Here is an 18415-nt window from a genome sequence, read left to right as displayed (position 1 = left end):
TATCGCTTAAGTCACAATATTAAATAAATCCCATCAAAGAATTTGAATTTCATTGTGGGTATTTCATAATAGTCGCGTCAATATTCAGTTATTGACTCGACAATAAGGACTGGAAATGAAACACATCGTTGATTTCATCGAGCAACTTGAAAGAGACGAACACTCTTTCACCATTTGGGTGTATGCCCGAAATGGAAAATTTAGTCCATTTGCCGGAAAAGGAAAAACATCCACAACAAGATCGCTTCAGAAAGCAATTGATCAGAATTTACAAGTCGTTGTAGAGCTGCATACACCTGCAGAACACAGCAGCTACTTAATTCTGACTGAAGTACACATTGTTGTGCCGGTGCTGTTCCACCAAGGACAAGTCCATTCAATGGGTAAATCCTTAGCGGCATAAACGCACCAGAATTGTGGAAAAACAAAAAGAAGAACTTGGGCTAGGTTTATTTCTTATCCACATTATTCCCGATGCGTTCTAAAACAGACCGAAAGGTCTGTTTTTTTTCCTCATATCTAACCAAACAGTAAGATATATATTTTACTCAAATAAAAAACTTAGGTAATAAATTTATTACTAACCATCAGTAACGATTACAATGAATATAAATCATGACGTTACTCTCCTGAAACAGCAAACACGCTAAGAGATTTCGCCTGTTTTCCGTCATATAACGTTAATATGTATTTTCCGCATCAACTTTAGGTTCACCAGCGAGTATGTGGCTACTTTCCATGAGCCGCCGCTGCCCATCGTCGCACGCCATTTTACCGTCATCCCAGCCTTCGTTATAACGGGTATCTGAATTATTCAGAGCAATATCTTTCATATACTCAGTATCAACCACACCTTTCAGGCTTAATGCACTTTCACAGCCCTGATTAAAGCCAAAGTGATAAATACTGTCATAAGGTGCTTCATTAACATAAGCCTTAGGAAATAGTGTGTACTCACCTACACCGTATTCTGAATCCATGCTGCTACAGCCCGCCAATCCCCATGCCCCGATCAATAGTACAGATAATTTTTTCATGGCCTTTCTCCTTTTCGCTCAGCCACAAGTGACCCAAACAGGTCGTATGACTAAATTCTAGCCTATTTCAGAAACTTACCTGAAATGTGTTCGGTCTTTATCAACAACCAGTGACAAAAAAGGCCACATCAAGTGGCCTGTCATCATGAGACATGAGAAATCTTACTCTGCCGTCAGGGCCGCGTTCAGCCTGTCGAATCCTTTTTCCAGATCCCGAATAAGATCATCGCAGTCTTCTAATCCGATATGAAGACGTAAAATCGGGCCCGCAAAGGCTTTTTTCTTCGCAGTACGCAGTTTATTGACATCTTCACTGGCCAGGATCAGGCTTTCGAAACCGCCCCAGGAATAACCCATACTGAAATGCTCCATGCCATCAAGCAATGCTGTCAGCGCTTCCGTATTACCCCGGTTCAGTACAACGGAAAATAATCCGTTACAGCCTTTAAAGTCCCGAAGATAAAACTCATGCCCTTCACAACTTGGCAGCGCCGGATGGCGAACATGATCAACTTCCGGCCGTTCAGCCAGCCAACGGGCCACTTTCAGGCTGTTCTCCTGATGCTGACGCAGACGCACACCCAAGGTACGCAGTCCCCGCATCGCCAGATACACGTCATCGGGAGAGGTACACTGCCCCATCAGATAGCTGTGCTCACGTAACTGATCCCAGCAACGTTCATTGGCCGTTGCAGTACCTAACATCACATCCGAGTGCCCGACAATATACTTGGTCGCAGCCTGAATGGAGATGTCCACACCATGTTCAAACGGCTGAAAATTGATAGGTGAAGCCCAGGTATTATCGAGCATGACAACAATATCGTGCTCATGGGCGATACGTGCAAGCGTGGGGACATCCTGCACTTCCATGGTAATGGAGCAAGGCGATTCCAGAAACAGAACAGTCGTATTCGGACGAATTAAGTCCCGGATTTCCTCGCCAATCATAGGGTCATAATAGGTGGTTTCGACCCCCATTTTCGCGAGCACTTTGTCACAAAAATCCCGCGTTGGCTCATAAGCACCATCGACCATCAGAACATGATCGCCCGTTTTTACAAATGACAGAATGGCATTAGAAATCGCAGCGGTACCGCAAGGGTATAACGCACAGCCCACCCCACCCTCCAGTTCAACCATGGCATCCTGAAAGGCAAAATGCGTGTTGGTGCCGCGGCGACCATAAAAAAGTGCTTTGTTCGCCCTGTTTGCAGTGGCATGTTTCATCTCTGCGACTGAATCAAACACTATGGTGGAAGCGCGGCTGACCGGGGGGTTCACTAATTGCTGAGTCCACTTTTTCGAGCGGCCGGCGGTGATGATTTTAGTATCTAATGCTTTCTTTTCTGCCATGCTGTTCCCAATGCCTGTCATTCGTCCATTTAACCGATAAAGCCATTGCAATCGCAATGGCTCCTTACATCACATGACGTTATCACACTTGCCTTATGTTTGGGTACAGTGCAGTGGCTGCGCCAGTTATCTTATTGCTGCATAAGATATATCATTCGCAATGGACGCTGGCGCAGTCTGTGGTCGTGGCTGAGATTCAGGTTGAGGCATCACCACTGCTTTTGGATCCACCATTTCAAGATGTGCACGATAATTCAGGCATTCGCGCATCACTTCTTGTTCATCAGCCACTTTCGCCGTCAGTACCGTCAGCAGCACAGCTTTATAGGCAAAGTGTCGATGTAGCTCTATGGCCAGATTGGCAGAACAGGGTTTGTCACCTAACGGACGCAGAACCTGCAACGCCTGCCGTTTCGGATAAAGCTGAAAGACATTATGATTGATGCCATTTGCTTCCCGGATTTGGTTTCTGATTTCACATCGCGACACCGGGCTGTAATAGCCATAGTCTTCTTCGCCGGCCACACGCTTGAGATAGGCGTGATGCAGATGAGTCATGGTGCCATGCAATGCAGGCAGGCTGAGAAAGATAATGTCTTCATAGTCTTCACCCAGGGTTTGAAAAATTCCCCGCGTTTGCGGCACAAAGCCATGATTGAGCAAACAGGTGATAGACTTCAGGCCTGCCATATATTGCGTCAGTACAGCCAGCATAGCCGTATAGAGTTCAGGTGGTTCAGTGATATTTTCGCGGATATTTTCGTGAAGTGTCTGAAGTTTATACTCCAGAAACTGTACAATCTGATGGTTCAGCTTCATCTCTGCGTCATACATAGCGCCGCCCCCATTGCTGTTATTATGCGGATCTTACCGACCCGTGATACGCCACATTGCTTTACAGCTATTCCACTTCCTGTCAAATCGCAAAACCACGACAAGAATGTGATCTTTATCATGCAATTAAAGTGCCGGGTCATTGTTCTGGGGGGACAAGCCTGTTTCGGGTATGAGTTGTAAACTTTTGTGACTTGCATCGCATTTTGCAAGGCGAAATGCAAAACACTCACCCGGAGAGAAGATCAGAGACTTGGCAAGACTTCCATCCGTGAAGCGTGGCCCGTGATGCCAGCAGAACAGGCGAACCAGGTCACTTCGGACAAAGATTCAGCACAGTAGAGTGTCAATAATCCTGACACGGTACAACCGTACAACCAGTAACAGCAAACAAAAAAAGCGCCGGTAATCCAGCGCTTAACACCTTTTCTTTGCTAACTGACGTGTTTTGGCAATCAATTCAGTGTTTAATTTTCAAACAGACGATCTGTTTTCGCCGCACAGATAAAGTCGTTTTTATGCAGTCCTTTGATTGAATGACTCCACCAGTTTACCGTCACTTTGCCCCACTCAAGCGTGATGGTGGGGTGATGGAATTCTTCTTCGGCCATCTCTGCCACCTGATTGGCAAACGCCCAGGCCAGCTTAAAATTCTTAAACTTGTACGCCCTTTCCAGTTGCTTGATTCCTTCAACATTGAGCACCTCCCACTCTGGAATCGCTTTTGTCAGCTCAACCATTTCATGGTCTGTCACCATAGGGGCGTCAATTTGACAGGCTTCACACTTCAATTCAGTTAAATCAGACATATTCCCCAACTTGCTCCTTGTTCTTCGGTGGGTACAAAGGTGCATGCAAACCCAATGACTGGGCCTGATGAACCATACTCATGATGTCTTGATGTGCCAGCTCAAACAATTGCTGTATACCATCAATCTCAAAATAAATCGGTTGCATGATGTCAATACGATACGGTGTGCGCAGCACATCAACGGGATCAAACACTTTGTAAATCGGTTTATCGCTGGTCATCGCATATTCGGTTTCGCCCGGTGAAGACAGAATACCGCCACCGTAAATCCGGCGCTCACCCTGCTGGCGCATCAGGCCAAACTCGACAGTGAACCAGTACAAACGCGCAAGATAGACTCGCTCTTCCTTGGAAGCGGCAAAGCCTAAACGGCCATAGGTATGGGTAAATTCGGCAAAGGCCGGATGGGTCAGCATAGCGCAGTGACCGAACACTTCATGGAAAAAGTCAGGTTCCTGCAGGTAATCAAATTCTTCACGACTACGCAGGAATGTAGCGACCGGAAACTGTTTATTTGCCAGCAACTTGAAGAAGCGGTCGAAATTAATCAGCGCCGGCACTTCAACGCACTGCCAGCCTGTGCTTTTCATCAGCACCTTGTTCACTTCTACCAGTTGCGGTACGCGATCGACAGGCAGATTCAGCAGTTCCAGCCCTTGGATATATTCGTCACAGGCCCGGCCTTTTATGCAGCCAAGCTGTCTTGTCACCAGATCGTGCCAGATTTGGTGCTCATCGTCAGACCAGTGAATAAAGCCGTTTTCATCCGGCTGTTTCGATACATACTTTGTCGCTTTGCCCATAAAACAACCTTCTATGTCTCTCTGCCTTACCTTGGCAATCATCAGCTCAACGGTCTGTTTCTCCGGCTCAACCCTTGCCGAACCGCGAATACACAACAGAAAAGTCTGGAGCTGTCCCTTCTCGTTTAAGGGTAGGCGTTTTAGGGATCGCAATGGAACCATCTGAGTGGAATCGCACAATTCATTCGGTGTAACAATAATTTTACATACCCCTGATTGCTCAGCGCCTGTCAGGCCAGATTGAAAAAACGAAGCAGAGCACCGACTTAGACCATCAATAAGAACATACAGTTATGTAAAAAAAACCGCACACTTTGCAAAAGTGAATATTGCTTAAGGGGTTGCTTGTTAAGTCGCTCTCAACCAGAGTTAAAGCAGAAGGTTAACACTATGTTAAGCCAGATGTACCGGTACTCGACCATCAGAGTTTCCAGGGCGTCTGGCACACAAGGATAGGGGCAGTGGGTTTGTCGCTGCAGACAAACGCAGGCTGTCATCGTCAATGAGGACCCAAAGATGCGTCACTGGTTTCAATTTCCGATTATAGAAGGTAAAGCCTCACGCCAGGCCCACTGCGACTTGCCGGAAGGTACGTATGAACGTGAATGCGGTAAAGAAGGTTTCTTTGGCCCTGCAAGCCACATGTATCACAGCAATCCGCCAACGGGCTGGGTGGAGTGGGAAGGCCCCTTACGCCCCCGCGCCATTGATACCACCCGCCTTGAGCAGCCGGGCGAATCGCCCTGGGATGCCTCTTTGGTACTGTTCAACAACCAGCTGAAACTCAGAGTCTGGAATACCACAAAAAGCATGAACCATCTGGTCCGCAATGGTGATGGCGATGAAGTGCTTTTCATTCATCAGGGCAGCGGCCAGCTGTATTGTGATTATGGCCACCTGACCTTTACAGAAGGCGACTACATCACCATTCCCCGTGCGACCAGCTGGCGCATTGAGGTCGACGAACCTGTCTCTATGCTGTTGATTGAAGCGACCAACGGCGGCTATCAGATGCCGGATCGCGGTCTGGCCGGCCAGCATGCCGTGTATGACCCGGCGGTGCTGGAATATGCGCGCATTGATGACGCCTTTCTGGCGCAGCAAAATAATGATCAACGCTGGCAGGTCCGACTGAAAGCCCGCGAGCAGATGAACACCATCACCTACCCCTATAACCCGCTCGATGCGCAGGGCTGGAAAGGGAACCTGACCGTCTTCAAACTCAACTGGCGTGATATTCGCCCGCTGATGAGCCATCGCTATCACCTGCCGCCGTCAGCGCATACCACATTCGTCGCGAATGGTTTCGTCATCTGTACTTTTGTGCCTCGTCCGATCGAGTCTGATCCGGGCGCATTGAAAGTGCCTTTCTATCATAACAACGATGACTACGATGAAGTGCTGTTCTACCACAAAGGCAACTTCTTCAGCCGCGATAATATTGAAGCTGGCATGATCACCCACCACCCTTGCGGCTTCTCGCATGGCCCGCATCCGAAAGCCCTGGCAGCCAGTCAGTCGCAACCGAAAAAAGAAACCGATGAAGTGGCGGTGATGATAGACACCCGCTGGCCGCTGGAAGTCGCGGATCTGCCGGAAGGTGTTGAAAACAAAGATTATGTGTATTCCTGGATCAACCGTAAGTGATCCACAGGCGAAAAAACAAGCATTAGATTTACATTGTAAAGTAAGGAGTAAAACGTGAAATTAGCTTCTTTAAACCAAGGCCGTGACGGACAACTGATTATCGTTTCACGTGATCTCACTCAAGCCGTACATGCACACGACATCGCGCCGACGCTGCAATTTGCCCTGGATAACTGGGATCAGGTCGAGGCGGATCTGCAACACCTGTATCGTAACCTGAACGACGGCATTGCCAAGGATGTCTTCCCGTTTAACCCGGCCCATTGTGCCTCGCCGCTGCCACGGGCTTTTCAATGGGCAGACGGCAGTGCGTATGTCAACCATGTGGAATTAGTCCGCAAGGCGCGCGGCGCAGAGATGCCGGAAAGCTTCTGGACCGATCCCCTGATGTATCAGGGCATGTCAGATGGTTTTCTTGGCCCACGCCAGGACATTGAAATGGCCGATGAAAGCTGGGGAATTGATTTTGAAGGTGAAATTGCGGTTATCACCAATGATGTGCCGATGGGAACACGCACCGAAGAAGTCCACGGCCACATCAAATTGCTGATGCTGGTCAATGATGTCTCGCTGCGCAATCTGATCCCCGCAGAGCTGAGCAAAGGCTTTGGTTTCTTTCAGTCCAAACCGGCTTCGGCCTTCTCACCTGTGGCTGTCACCCCGGATGAGCTGGGCGACAGCTGGCATGACTACAAAGTGCATCAGCGCCTGAGCGTACACCTGAATGATGAGTTGTTCGGTGAACCCAATGCCGGTGTCGACATGACCTTCAACTTCGCCGAACTGGTGCAACACGTGGCGAAATCCCGTCATCTCTGCGCGGGCACCATTATCGGTTCCGGCACTGTTTCTAACGTTGATCGCTCCAGCGGCTCCTGCTGCCTGGCTGAACGCCGGATGCTGGAAATTATCGATCAGGGACAAGCCGTCACGCCTTTCATGAAGTTTGGTGACACAGTCAAAATTGAAATGTTTGACGACAATGGCGACTCCATCTTTGGCGCGATTGAACAGACGGTGGTGAAATACCAGCATCAGTACGATCCTGCCGATCTGAACCACCATAAGCCAGATTAATAAGGGGGCCGGATGACGCTTTATGACTATTTCCGCTCATCCGCCGCCTACCGGGTGCGTATTGCGCTCAACCTGAAAGGGTTGAGCTATACCAGCCACCCGGTGTCTCTGGTGGATAAAGCACAACAATCACCGGCTTATAAAGCCATTAATCCGTCACAACTGGTACCGACACTCGATACGGAGCATGGTCAGCTCAGCCAGTCGCTGGCCATCATTGAATGGCTGGAAGACACCCATCCAGAACCTGCTCTTCTGCCCCGCGATCCGTGGCAAAAAGCACAATGCCGGGAACTGGCTCTGAGTATCGCGTGTGATATTCACCCGGTTAACAACCTGCGCATCCTCAACTATTTAACGCAAGATTTGGGGGTGAGCCAGGAAGATAAGCTAACCTGGTATCACCACTGGCTGCACCAGGGGTTGTCTGCGCTGGAAGCCAGAGTAGCAGCAAAGCAAGCGAACCAGCCCAGTACCTTCTGCTGTGGCGACACGCCTTCGCTGGCCGATATTTGCCTGGTGCCCCAACTTTATAATGCGCGCCGGTTTGAGCTTGACCTGTCCCCCTACCCGACGCTGGTCAGAATCGATGCGGCCTGCCAGAAACTGGCGTCTTTCGAACAGGCTCACCCGGATAATACACCACAATAAAAGCATCAAAGCGGCATCACATGTAAGACGCCAGGTCTGCGATTAAGACGTAAGCCATCACGATAAGGACGATAACGATGAGCATGCAAGACCATCATCTGGAAGAAGATCAAGCGCCAATTCTCTGGCAGCCGACCAAAGACAGTATTCATGACAGCTTGCTGTACCAGTTCATGGTGGATCTGAGCGAGCAGGAAGATACCCTGTTTCACGACTATCAGCAGCTTCACCATTGGTCTGTCACGCACAGTGAACAGTTCTGGGATCGACTGTGGGACTTCTGCGGCGTCATCGGTGACAAAGGCAGCAGAGTGACGGACTGCCCCCCTGGCAGTGCAGAGCCGGCCAAAGACACCCGCTGGTTCCCGGATGCCCGCCTGAACTTTGCTGAAAATCTGCTGGCCTACGCCAAACAGGCACCGGAATCAGCAGCCATTGTGTTTCACTGTGAAGGACAGGCAGAGCGACGCCAGCAACTGAGCTGGCAAAGCTTGTACGATCAGGTCTCCCAACTCAGCCAGTATCTGCGCCAGCAAGGCATCTCGCACGGTGATGTCGTGGCCGGTTATCTGCCTAACCTGCCCCAAACGCTGATAGCCATGCTCGCCACCAGCGCAATTGGCGCGATCTGGACGTCAACCTCGCCGGACTTTGGGGTAGACAGCGTGGTAGAGCGCTTTGGCCAGACATGCCCGAAACTCTTGTTCGCGGCCGATGGCTATTTTTATAACGGCAAAAGCCACAACTGCATCGACAAAGTCAATGCCATGCTGACGGCGCTGCACAGCGTAGAAAAAGTGGTGCTGATCCCATTTACTGGCATGGCGCCACCTGCTGCATCGCCGTTAGCTGAGCGCTGCCAGTTCTGGGATGAAGCGCTGGCCACGTGTCAGCCAGCGGCGATCCAGTATGAACAGGTTGAGTTTAATCATCCGCTCTACATACTCTATTCTTCCGGCACCACAGGCAAACCCAAGTGTATTGTCCACAGTGTCGGCGGCATTTTGCTCAATCATCTCAAAGAACACATGCTGCACAGCAATGTCAATAAAGGGGATCGCCTGTTCTATTTCACCACCTGCGGCTGGATGATGTGGAACTGGATGGCCAGCGGGCTGGCGGCGGGCGCAACGCTGATTCTTTACGAAGGATCGCCTTTCTACCCCGATGGCAATGTGCTGTGGGACATGGCCGATCAGGAAGATGTTACCTTATTCGGTACATCAGCCAAGTATCTTGAGGCGCTTGAGAAAAAAGGCTATCAGCCCAACCAGACTCATCGCTTGGCCAGCCTTCGAACCCTGTGTTCTACCGGCTCAGTGCTGGCGCCGGAACAGTTCGACTATGTGTACCGGTCTGTCAAATCTGATGTGCAGCTGGCGTCGATCTCCGGCGGCACCGACATCTGTGGCTGTTTTGCCATTGGTAACCCCATCAGCCCTGTGTACCGTGGCGAATGTCAGGGCCGCGCATTAGGCATGGATGTGCAGGTTTATGATGATAACGGAAAGCCGGTGATCGACGCTCAGGGCGAGCTGGTGTGCTGTAACAGCTTTCCGCATCAGCCTGTCGGTTTCTGGAATGACGAAGGCGGTAAGCGTTATCACAGTGCGTACTGGGAAGTCTATCCAAACACCTGGCATCACGGTGATTTTGTTCAGCTGACCCGTCACGGCGGCTTAGTCTTCTTTGGCCGCTCCGATGCAGTGCTCAATCCGGGCGGTGTGCGCATCGGGACAGCGGAAATCTACCGTCAGGTCAATCCGATGGACGAGATTACCGATTCCATTGTGATCGGACAAAACTGGCAGAATGACGTCCGTGTTGTACTCTTTGTCCAGCTTGCCGAAGGGCAGCAACTCGACGACACGCTGCAGGCCCGGATTCGTCAGCGCATCAAAGAGCATTGCTCGCCACGCCATGTCCCGGCGGTGATTCTCGCTGTCACCGATATTCCGCGCACTAAATCAGGCAAACTGGTTGAACTGGCGGTGCGTAATGTAGTCCACCAGCAGCCGGTGAAAAACGTCGGCGCGCTGGCCAACCCGGAGGCGCTGGAACAGTACAAAAATCGTCCAGAGTTGATGCTGTGATCACCCCTGAACATCACTCTGGAAACAAAAAACACGCCTGTAAACCGGCGTGTTTTTTTATCATCAACCAGTGAACCTGGTTTACTAAAGTAGTAACGCATCATCAATGGGAACGAATGTACTGGCTTCGTTAATCAAAGAGGCTGCCGTCAAATCAGGCACACCATACAGCTCAACCTGTTTGCCTTTATCGACTCGCAGTTTATTCAGCAACAGATCAAAATCGCCATCACCGGATACCAGCACCACCACATCGGCCATGCCTGTGTGCTCCAGTGCATCGATGGTGATACCAACGTCCCAGTCACCTTTAGCCGAGCCGTCAGATCGCTGAATAAAAGGCTTCAGTTTGACCTCAAAACCAATGGCCCGCAGGATGTTCTGAAATTCTTGCTGCTTACGATCACCACGGTCAATGGCATACGCGAACGCAGCAACCACTTCCCGGTCTTTGGTCACTTTGGCCCAGAAGGCGTTGTAGTCAAAGTTTCGCTGATAACTCTGCCGGGATGTGTAATATACGTTTTGCACATCAACAAATATGGCCACTTTTTCCATTCAGTTACGTCCTGATTAATGAAAGTTCGCTGCCTGTATCAGCAGCGTTTGGGCAATACTACCTTGTCAGGAAGAGAAGGCATAGCAAACCACCTGATCAGGGTACGTTTCAACGTACCCTGCAGTGGCTCGTGCTGTCAGGCCTTAGTTGCGGCCGCTCAGCAGATAGCGGGCATGGAAGCGCAGATGATCTTCAATGAAGCTGGCAATGAAATAGTAGCTGTGGTCATAACCGGGCTGCATGCGCAGTTCCAGCGCGGAATCATGCAATGCGGCGGCGGCTTTTAACGCTTCAGGATGCAGCTGTTCTGCCAGGAAGTTGTCTGCATCGCCCTGATCGACCAGCATCGGCAGCGAAGCCTGTCCCTGACGTAACAGCTCACAGGCATCATACTGACGCCAGTCTTCTTTATTGTTGCCCAGATATGCCTGAAAGGCTTTTTGCCCCCAGGGGCACACCATAGGATGGCTGATAGGGCTGAACGCCGATATCGAACAGTACTTATCGGCATTTTTCAGCCCTATAGTCAGGGCGCCATGACCGCCCATACTGTGACCTGAAATCGACTTCAGGCTAGAGACAGGAAAATGGGCTTCAATCAATGCCGGCAATTCTTCGACAATATAGTCATACATGCGGTAATGCTTGTCCCATGGCGATTGGGTCGCATTGAGATAAAAACCCGCACCTTTACCCAAATCGTAGTTATCGTCATCGGCCACATCGTCACCGCGGGGGCTGGTGTCCGGCATGATCAGCGCGATCCCCAGCGATTCAGCCACACGAAAAGCACCGGCTTTTTGCGAGAAATTTTCGTCAGTACACGTCAAACCCGACAACCAGTACACCGCTGGTACCGGATGCTCCGCTGTGGCCGCAGAAGGCAGAAAAACTGAGAAACGCATGGTGCAGTTCAGCGATTCTGACGCATGGGTATATTGTTTCAGCCAGCCGCCAAACGTTTTGTTCTGGCTGACATGCTGCAAGTTTGGGGATTCAGAAGTCATAACATCATCCTTTGAAATCGAACCACACAGCCTGTGGCTGTATGGTCCATGCTTGATTTGGGTTCAGTTTGGCTTTATTTGTCCATGTGAACAACACTGCGGATGCTCTTACCTTCATGCATCAGATCAAACGCCTCATTGATCTCATCCAGACCCATGGTATGCGTGATGAACTCCTGCAGGCCAAATTCACCGGCCAGATACTGTTCAACAATGCCCGGCAATTGAGAACGACCTTTCACACCACCAAAGGCAGAACCGCGCCAGACCCGGCCAGTCACCAGCTGGAACGGACGGGTGGAGATCTCCTGCCCGGCACCGGCCACACCGATAATCACCGACTCACCCCAGCCCTTGTGGCAGCATTCCAGCGCCTGCCGCATCACATTCACGTTACCGATACACTCGAACGAGAAATCCACACCGCCGTCTGTCATTTCAACAATCACTTCCTGAATCGGTTTGTCGAAATGCTGCGGGTTGATCACATCCGTCGCACCCAGTTGCTGTGCCAGCCCGAACTTACTTTCATTGATATCAATGCCGATAATACGGCTGGCGCCGGCCATGCGTGCACCTATGATGGCAGACAGACCAATACCGCCCAGGCCGAAGATCGCCACGGTATCGCCGGATTTCACTTTCGCCGTATTGAGCACAGCGCCCATGCCCGTGGTGACACCGCAACCCAGCAGGCAGACTTCTTCCAGCGGCGCGGTTTTATTCACCTTCGCCAGAGAAATCTCAGGCAGCACTGTGTACTCAGAAAAGGTCGAGCAGCCCATGTAGTGAAAAACCGGCTCGCCATTGATCGAAAAACGGCTAGTGCCGTCCGGCATCAGGCCTTTGCCCTGAGTTTCACGCACCGCCTGGCACAGGTTGGTTTTGCCTGAGGTACAGAACTTACACTCGCCGCATTCCGCGGTGTACAGCGGGATCACATGATCACCCACTTCGACACTGGTCACACCTTCGCCAACCATTTCAACAATACCGCCGCCTTCATGGCCCAGAATCGCCGGGAAAATACCTTCCGGATCATCGCCGGACAGGGTGAAAGCATCCGTATGGCACACACCTGTCGCCACAATGCGCACCAGCACCTCACCGGCTTTCGGTAACTGTACGTCCACTTCTTCCATTTTCAGGGGTTCACCCGCCGCCCAGGCAACGGCAGCTTTTGATTTGATCGATGTCTGTCCGGGTTTGAGTTCCAGTGCCATGCTGTTTTCCTTGTTCGTTGATGAGTACACATTTCTCCGCAAGGAGAAATCAAAGGCTTACTATGACACTCAGTATAAAACCTTCTGTTTTGTAAATAATGACTGTTTCAGGTAAATCATTTTTACGGATGTGTAATAATCAGCTCACCAATATCCAATCAAGGGACAATCCAATGGCACAGTGGGAAGGCGTCAGCGAATTTGTGGCTGTGGCAGAATCGAGCAGTTTCACGCTGGCGGCCAGGAAACTCGTGACATCCGTGGCCCAAGTCAGCCGCCGTGTATCGGCATTGGAAGAGCGGCTGGCCGTCAAGCTGCTGAACCGAACCACACGTAAAGTCTCGCTCACAGAAGCCGGCATTCTGTATTTTCAGCAGTGCAAGCACCTGATTGAAGGGCTCGAGCAGGCTGAACTGGCTGTGACACAGATGCAAACCTCACCGAAAGGCTTGCTTCGGGTAACCGCCCCCGTCACCTACGGCGAGCTGCACCTCGCGCCGCTGATCAATCAGTTTTTAGAACAGTACCCGCAGGTCGACGTAGAACTCATGCTGACCAATCAGAAGCTGGATTTGATTGAGTCCGGCGTCGATCTGGCGATCCGCCTTGGCCGTCTGGAAGATTCCAGCCTGATCGCCCGCCGTCTGTCGACCCGGCAATCTTACGTCTGTGCCAGCCGCGATTATCTCGACAGGCACGGCGAACCCCATACCCTGTCGGAGCTGAGTAAACACCAGTGTTTGGTTGGCTCAGTCGATGTCTGGCGCTTCAAAGACAAACAACAATCCAGAGCACTGCGTATTTCGGGCCGTCTCAAATGCAACAGCGGCTTCGCCCTGCGCGACGCCGCCCGTCGGGGACTGGGTTTGATCCAGCTACCGGATTACTATATCCAGCAGGATCTCGAATCCGGCGAGCTGATTGAAGTGCTCACCCAATACCGCGACGACAAAGAAGGCATCTGGGCATTGTTTCCGTCCAGCGTCCGGCTGTCACCGAAAGTAAGGCTGTTGGTGGATTTTCTGGTGGAGCGGTTAAGTGAAGGCGTATCTTCCGATAGCCCTTCACAACACTGAAGCAGCGTTACGCACTTGGCAACAGCATCATTGAACCGCATCGGTCAGGTTGGGAATGTCTGGCAGCTTGTCATGAAAGGCCCCCTTAGCCGCCATAAAGCCAAAGGTATAAGGGGCAACTTTCAGCCCTTCCCGCGCTCTGACATCCTGGCTTTCGCGCAGCAAATTGAACATCCAGTCATCTAACTTATGCATGACTTCCAAAAACTCTTCATGCGTCAGCTCTGCTTTTAACGTCATCAAAAAGGCCTGATTGTCTTCAGCAGGGAGATCAATCACTCGCGCCTGAAGACGGTTCAGCACCGTTCGGGTGAAGTAAATGGGGAACCGGGCCCCTTTTTCAAAAGAAGTGTGTGTCGGGACCAACAACTGACAGGATCGATTAGATTTGATCTCAATCAGCTGGATGATCTCAAGCTTTCTCAGATAAAGGTAGATTGAAGCCTCGTTCAGGCCATACCGTTCAGCAATCTCATTCACCGTCCGGTGCTCTGTTAACTCAGACCAGAAGGTAAACAAAGCCGGACATTCGAAAAAAGCCTGATCCTGCGCTTGAGTAAAAACGGGAATGGTGTAGATATTTTTTTCCGCTTCTTCAAGCAGCTTCGACAATGGGAAGTTCAGCAAACGACTGATACGAATCAGCCTTTGCATCGACAGGGGCTGCACGTGATTCAACAGTCGCTTCACACTCACTTCAGAGATTTCCAATTCATCCGCTAAGTGCTGATAGGATATTTTACTTTTCCTGAGTTCCTTTTTAAGCAGGGCACACACTGCTTGCGACAACCTGTCATCCATTTCGCGCTCTCCGAATCATGTCCTGACACCCAAAGCATCATAATACGACCCATCGCGAGAAGAAATTGAAACAACAAGTCATTATGAGATTCTTTTCTGACCTCAGAGCCACAGAGAACTTCACCATGAGTCCAGAAGGACTGACACGCCGCTTCGGGATTCAACAATGCCTGCACTGGACGATTGTTGGCATCATGATTCCGGTACTGATACTGATCTTCCAGTCGAGAGGACTCAGCCTGATGGATATTGGGATCGTCATGGCGGTCTGGATTGGCAGCACCGCCCTGCTTGAAATCCCCCTGGGTGGCATCGCGGATACCTACGGGCGCAGGAAGACTTACCTCATCTCGCTACTGATCAACACTCTGGGTTGCATCGTGCTGTACTTTGCTGATGGCCTGCCCCTCATCCTGCTTGCAGCCATGCTGCTGGGGACAGCAAAAGCCGTGTATTCCGGCACGCTTGATGCCTGGTTTTACGACAACTTCCGTCGCCAACCCGGCCATCAGTCTTTTCATTCCGCCATTGCAACTATCAATGTGTTCGTCACGCTCGGACTGGCGGTCGGCTCCCTGATCGGTGGCTGGCTGCCCGACTTCACCACCCGCTCATTCCTGCCATCATCAACCCTCTCAGGGTTAAACAGGTATGATCTGAATATCGCGCTGGTTGCCATCGCCAGCCTGGTTCTGATATTGATTACGCGGGGATTGATTCATGAAGCAAGACAACCTGCACCATCACCTGAACATCAGTATCCTGCCAATGCTTTCAAGACAAGTTTGCAAGCCATCAAAACCGCTTTCCGCCATGTGGTGCTCCGCCGACTGATGCAAACCACGCTAGTGTTTGGCATGGTATTGAGCGGGATTGAAAACTATTGGCAGCCTTATCTGGCAGAACTCATCCACGGCACAGATTATGGGGTCATCTTTTTCGGGCTCCTCTCTGCCCTTTACTTTCTGATGTCTGCCGGATCCTCAATCCTGTCCGTCCGATTAGTCAGACACTTGAAAGGGTCGCACAAAATCCTGATGCTCTCGACCCGAGTCACCGCCGGCATCGCCTTCATTGCCTTAGCCAATACCTCGCAACCTATCAGCTTCGCCCTGTGTTACCTGCTGTTCTTCTTCCTGTTCACCGCCGGCAATAATTCCGAACGTGTCTTGCTCCATGAGCATACAGAAACGCGTATCCGTTCAACCATGTTGTCCATCAGCTCTTTCATGATCACTTGCGGCGGCGTGCTTGCGTCGCTGTTTTTCGGATTGATTTCAGCTCATTACGGCATTTCTGTCAGCTGGACCATTGGTGGCCTGCTGCTTGTCGCGTCTTCTGCGCTGTTTCTCTTCATGCCTGAGAGGCTGGAGGCTGAAGTGGCATGAAAAATGAGCCAAAACCACAGTTGAGCTTCCCTGAATCTTGTGAACAAAAGGCTTGCCCCTCCCTGTCAGTGCGATTGGGAGACAGGCGTGCTAAGGTTTCCCCATTCCAGATTGCAGCGATACTCAAGGTTTTCATTCTCGGAATGTCTCACTCTGTTGGATTAATTCTGCTTCTTACCTGCCAGACAATCCACTACGTTGAGCTCATAGGTTGTGAACCTATCGCCTATCATTTCAGTTGGGAACACGCTTTGGGATATTTTACGTAAGAACTCATATTCAGGACGTGTGTGCAGTAAGTGGATATAAACGACTTCATGGCCAAAATCATGAGCCCATGAGATTAGCGATCTAAAAACCATTTTCCCAATGCCCCAACTGCGGTCATCAACAACTATGGCTATCTCATACCCAAGCTCTGATAATTGTATTCCACACCAACCGACTAATTCGTCATCGACGGTGATGGCTCTCACTATACAACCTTCAAGATCATCAATTTCGATCTTGTCGCGAATCCACTTTTCTGCAAGATCAGAATCAAACTCATCATGAGTAACGAGGTGCTTTCTGGTACTCGCTTTATTGAGTATGGGAATAAACTTGTCTGGTTCTATTTCATCAAGAGACACATACTGAAGATTACTCATTAATCACCATCTCGCCTGAAGAATGACACCACCATCTCATCTGCTTTGCCATACACTCGTCAAGCCGGATAAAAACAATCGTCTGTGCGACACTTATCATTATCTGTTAACCGCTTATGCCAACGATAACCCACCATCTACGACCAGCGTATGCCCCACAATGTAGCTGGCTTTCTCAGATAATAAAAATTCAATAGCATTGACGATTTCGTCAGTATTGGCAAAACGCTGAATCGGCACAACGTTGGACACATCTGCCCGGATATTGGGGACATCAATCTGCCGCTCCTCCCAACGAGGCGTCCAAGTAACACCGGGAGCAACGGCATTAACACGAATACCTGAGCTTATATTTTCCAAGGCCAATGAACGTGTTAGTCCTTCTAGGGCATGTTTGGCTGCACTGTACATTGAAGCATTCGGCGTTGGCCTCAAGCCATTTACTGAGCTGATATTGACAATAGAAGCGCCCGTATTCATCAGACTGATTTCGTGCTTTAAACACAAAGCCTGCGACCAGAAATCCACCGTCAGCGTTTCTCTTAACAATGAGGTATCAACTTCATGGAAATTTCCTCTTGAGGAAAGAGCGGGTGATGCATTATTCACCGCAACATCCAGTGAACCGTATTCAGCCCTGATATGACGGAACAAATTGTCAAGATCGGACTCAACGGATATATCTGATTGTTGATAATCCACAACGCTCAGTTCAGGAAATATCTCGAGTACAGTTGCCCAGGTATCTTGTGAACGAGAACATGTGATCACCTTATACTCTGACTCGACCAGTCGCCTGACGGTCTGAAGCCCAATTCCCTTTGTACCTCCTGTTACTAAAGCAATTTTCATTTTTGAATTCCTTTTCATATATTTCGATTAACAGCTAGCACCTCATCAGACGTTGCCACACACTCGTAAAGCCAGCTGAAAACAGTCAACTGCGCGACTCTAATCTTTATCTGTTACGAGATAACGGTCGACTGGGCTGAAATGAGCTGCCAATGGTTGTTTTGCTTTAGCCAAACGCGAGTGAAAGCAAAAACACCATTGGCCTTAGCGCCATCATATTTCCCTTTAATGTCTGCGTTTACATAAACCAGAGCGATATTTCCTTGTGGTACCACCTGAAAATCACGCAGTTCGATTGATTCAATGGCTAACAAACCAGAACGGTGCAAGGCGATATCATCTTGCTTTGATACCCGTTGGCCAAAATGATTAATGAATACCAGGCTATCGGATAGCAAATCGGTTAATGCAACAGTATCTGAGCTGAGCATTGAAGCCTTCAGTTTTTCCTCAACAGCAAAAATTTCCTGAACTATGTCACTTTCCATACGAACAACGTCCTATTCTTTTCTTTGTATCACATAGCCAGCACGCGCGGCTTTGTCGCGAA

General features: G+C 50.1%; 19 protein-coding genes. 7 read left to right on the top strand and 12 right to left on the bottom strand.

The features are described 5' to 3' along the window. Positions 1-115 precede the first annotated feature (115 nt). Positions 116-403: a hypothetical protein gene (locus tag H511_RS0121525; RefSeq protein WP_027254210.1), complete on the top strand. Its 288-nt coding sequence runs from the start codon at positions 116-118 to the stop codon at positions 401-403. A gap of 277 nt (positions 404-680) precedes the next feature. Here the strand turns inward: H511_RS0121525 and H511_RS23895 are convergent, their stop codons facing one another. The 5 genes from H511_RS23895 to phhA form a co-directional block, all read right to left on the bottom strand. Beyond that, on the bottom strand, positions 681-1037 hold the full coding sequence (locus tag H511_RS23895) for a hypothetical protein (RefSeq protein ID WP_051288354.1): 357 nt from the start codon (positions 1035-1037) through the stop codon (positions 681-683). A 162-nt stretch (positions 1038-1199) separates the two neighbouring features. Next, positions 1200-2393 (bottom strand): cystathionine beta-lyase, encoded by a 1194-nt coding sequence (locus H511_RS0121515; RefSeq protein ID WP_027254209.1) that lies wholly within the window; start codon positions 2391-2393, stop codon positions 1200-1202. Between the two features lie 126 nt (positions 2394-2519). Beyond that, positions 2520-3227: a hypothetical protein gene (locus H511_RS0121510; RefSeq protein WP_027254208.1), complete on the bottom strand. Its 708-nt coding sequence runs from the start codon at positions 3225-3227 to the stop codon at positions 2520-2522. A gap of 467 nt (positions 3228-3694) precedes the next feature. Beyond that, positions 3695-4036 (bottom strand): 4a-hydroxytetrahydrobiopterin dehydratase, encoded by a 342-nt coding sequence (locus H511_RS0121505; RefSeq protein WP_027254207.1) that lies wholly within the window; start codon positions 4034-4036, stop codon positions 3695-3697. Continuing rightward, a complete protein-coding gene (gene phhA / locus H511_RS0121500; protein WP_027254206.1) occupies positions 4029-4841 on the bottom strand; it encodes a phenylalanine 4-monooxygenase in 813 nt (270 codons plus the stop codon). Before phhA ends, H511_RS0121505 begins: the two co-directional genes overlap by 8 nt. Before the next feature lie 516 nt (positions 4842-5357). On the opposite strand from phhA, the gene H511_RS0121495 reads away from it, so the two are divergent. From H511_RS0121495 to H511_RS0121480, 4 genes are all read left to right on the top strand, one after another. Next, on the top strand, positions 5358-6488 hold the full coding sequence (locus H511_RS0121495; RefSeq protein ID WP_027254205.1) for a homogentisate 1,2-dioxygenase: 1131 nt from the start codon (positions 5358-5360) through the stop codon (positions 6486-6488). Between the two features lie 54 nt (positions 6489-6542). After that, on the top strand, positions 6543-7565 hold the full coding sequence (locus H511_RS0121490; RefSeq protein WP_027254204.1) for a fumarylacetoacetate hydrolase family protein: 1023 nt from the start codon (positions 6543-6545) through the stop codon (positions 7563-7565). Positions 7566-7577: 12 nt separating this feature from the next. After that, positions 7578-8216 (top strand): maleylacetoacetate isomerase, encoded by a 639-nt coding sequence (maiA, locus tag H511_RS0121485; protein ID WP_027254203.1) that lies wholly within the window; start codon positions 7578-7580, stop codon positions 8214-8216. 77 nt (positions 8217-8293) lie between these two features. Further along, positions 8294-10309 (top strand): acetoacetate--CoA ligase, encoded by a 2016-nt coding sequence (locus H511_RS0121480; RefSeq protein WP_248616635.1) that lies wholly within the window; start codon positions 8294-8296, stop codon positions 10307-10309. Positions 10310-10393: 84 nt separating this feature from the next. Here the strand turns inward: H511_RS0121480 and H511_RS0121475 are convergent, their stop codons facing one another. From H511_RS0121475 to H511_RS0121465, 3 genes are all read right to left on the bottom strand, one after another. After that, positions 10394-10867, bottom strand: a complete 474-nt coding sequence (locus tag H511_RS0121475; protein WP_027254201.1) for an NYN domain-containing protein — start codon at positions 10865-10867, stop codon at positions 10394-10396. Positions 10868-11011: 144 nt separating this feature from the next. Then, a complete protein-coding gene (gene fghA / locus H511_RS0121470) occupies positions 11012-11875 on the bottom strand; it encodes an S-formylglutathione hydrolase (protein WP_027254200.1) in 864 nt (287 codons plus the stop codon). A 74-nt stretch (positions 11876-11949) separates the two neighbouring features. Then, a complete protein-coding gene (locus tag H511_RS0121465; RefSeq protein WP_027254199.1) occupies positions 11950-13098 on the bottom strand; it encodes an S-(hydroxymethyl)glutathione dehydrogenase/class III alcohol dehydrogenase in 1149 nt (382 codons plus the stop codon). Positions 13099-13271: 173 nt separating this feature from the next. Between H511_RS0121465 and H511_RS0121460 the strand changes: the two genes are divergently transcribed. Continuing rightward, positions 13272-14174 (top strand): LysR family transcriptional regulator, encoded by a 903-nt coding sequence (locus H511_RS0121460; protein ID WP_027254198.1) that lies wholly within the window; start codon positions 13272-13274, stop codon positions 14172-14174. Between the two features lie 27 nt (positions 14175-14201). Here the strand turns inward: H511_RS0121460 and H511_RS0121455 are convergent, their stop codons facing one another. Further along, a complete protein-coding gene (locus H511_RS0121455; protein WP_027254197.1) occupies positions 14202-14975 on the bottom strand; it encodes a helix-turn-helix domain-containing protein in 774 nt (257 codons plus the stop codon). A 125-nt stretch (positions 14976-15100) separates the two neighbouring features. Between H511_RS0121455 and H511_RS0121450 the strand changes: the two genes are divergently transcribed. Further along, the gene (locus tag H511_RS0121450; RefSeq protein WP_027254196.1) at positions 15101-16363 is read left to right on the top strand and encodes an MFS transporter; all 1263 of its coding nucleotides are present in this window, start codon (positions 15101-15103) and stop codon (positions 16361-16363) included. Between the two features lie 161 nt (positions 16364-16524). Here H511_RS0121450 and H511_RS24830 read toward each other — a convergent pair whose 3' ends face one another. The 3 genes from H511_RS24830 to H511_RS0121435 all read right to left on the bottom strand — a co-directional run bounded on the left by H511_RS24830 (position 16525) and on the right by H511_RS0121435 (position 18353). Next, positions 16525-17013, bottom strand: a complete 489-nt coding sequence (locus H511_RS24830) for a GNAT family N-acetyltransferase (protein ID WP_027254195.1) — start codon at positions 17011-17013, stop codon at positions 16525-16527. 114 nt (positions 17014-17127) lie between these two features. Beyond that, complete coding sequence (locus tag H511_RS0121440; protein WP_027254194.1) at positions 17128-17865, bottom strand: SDR family NAD(P)-dependent oxidoreductase; 738 nt, start codon at positions 17863-17865, stop codon at positions 17128-17130. A gap of 113 nt (positions 17866-17978) precedes the next feature. Continuing rightward, positions 17979-18353 carry a nuclear transport factor 2 family protein gene (locus tag H511_RS0121435; RefSeq protein ID WP_027254193.1) on the bottom strand — a complete coding sequence of 125 codons (375 nt, stop codon included), beginning with the start codon at positions 18351-18353 and terminating at the stop codon, positions 17979-17981. Between the last annotated feature and the right edge of the window lie 62 nt (positions 18354-18415).

Source organism: Photobacterium halotolerans DSM 18316 (assembly GCF_000425165.1).
GTDB classification, from domain to species: domain Bacteria; phylum Pseudomonadota; class Gammaproteobacteria; order Enterobacterales; family Vibrionaceae; genus Photobacterium; species Photobacterium halotolerans.
The sequence above is the reverse complement of the archived record's forward strand: the minus strand, read 5'-3'. Positions and strand labels throughout refer to the sequence as shown.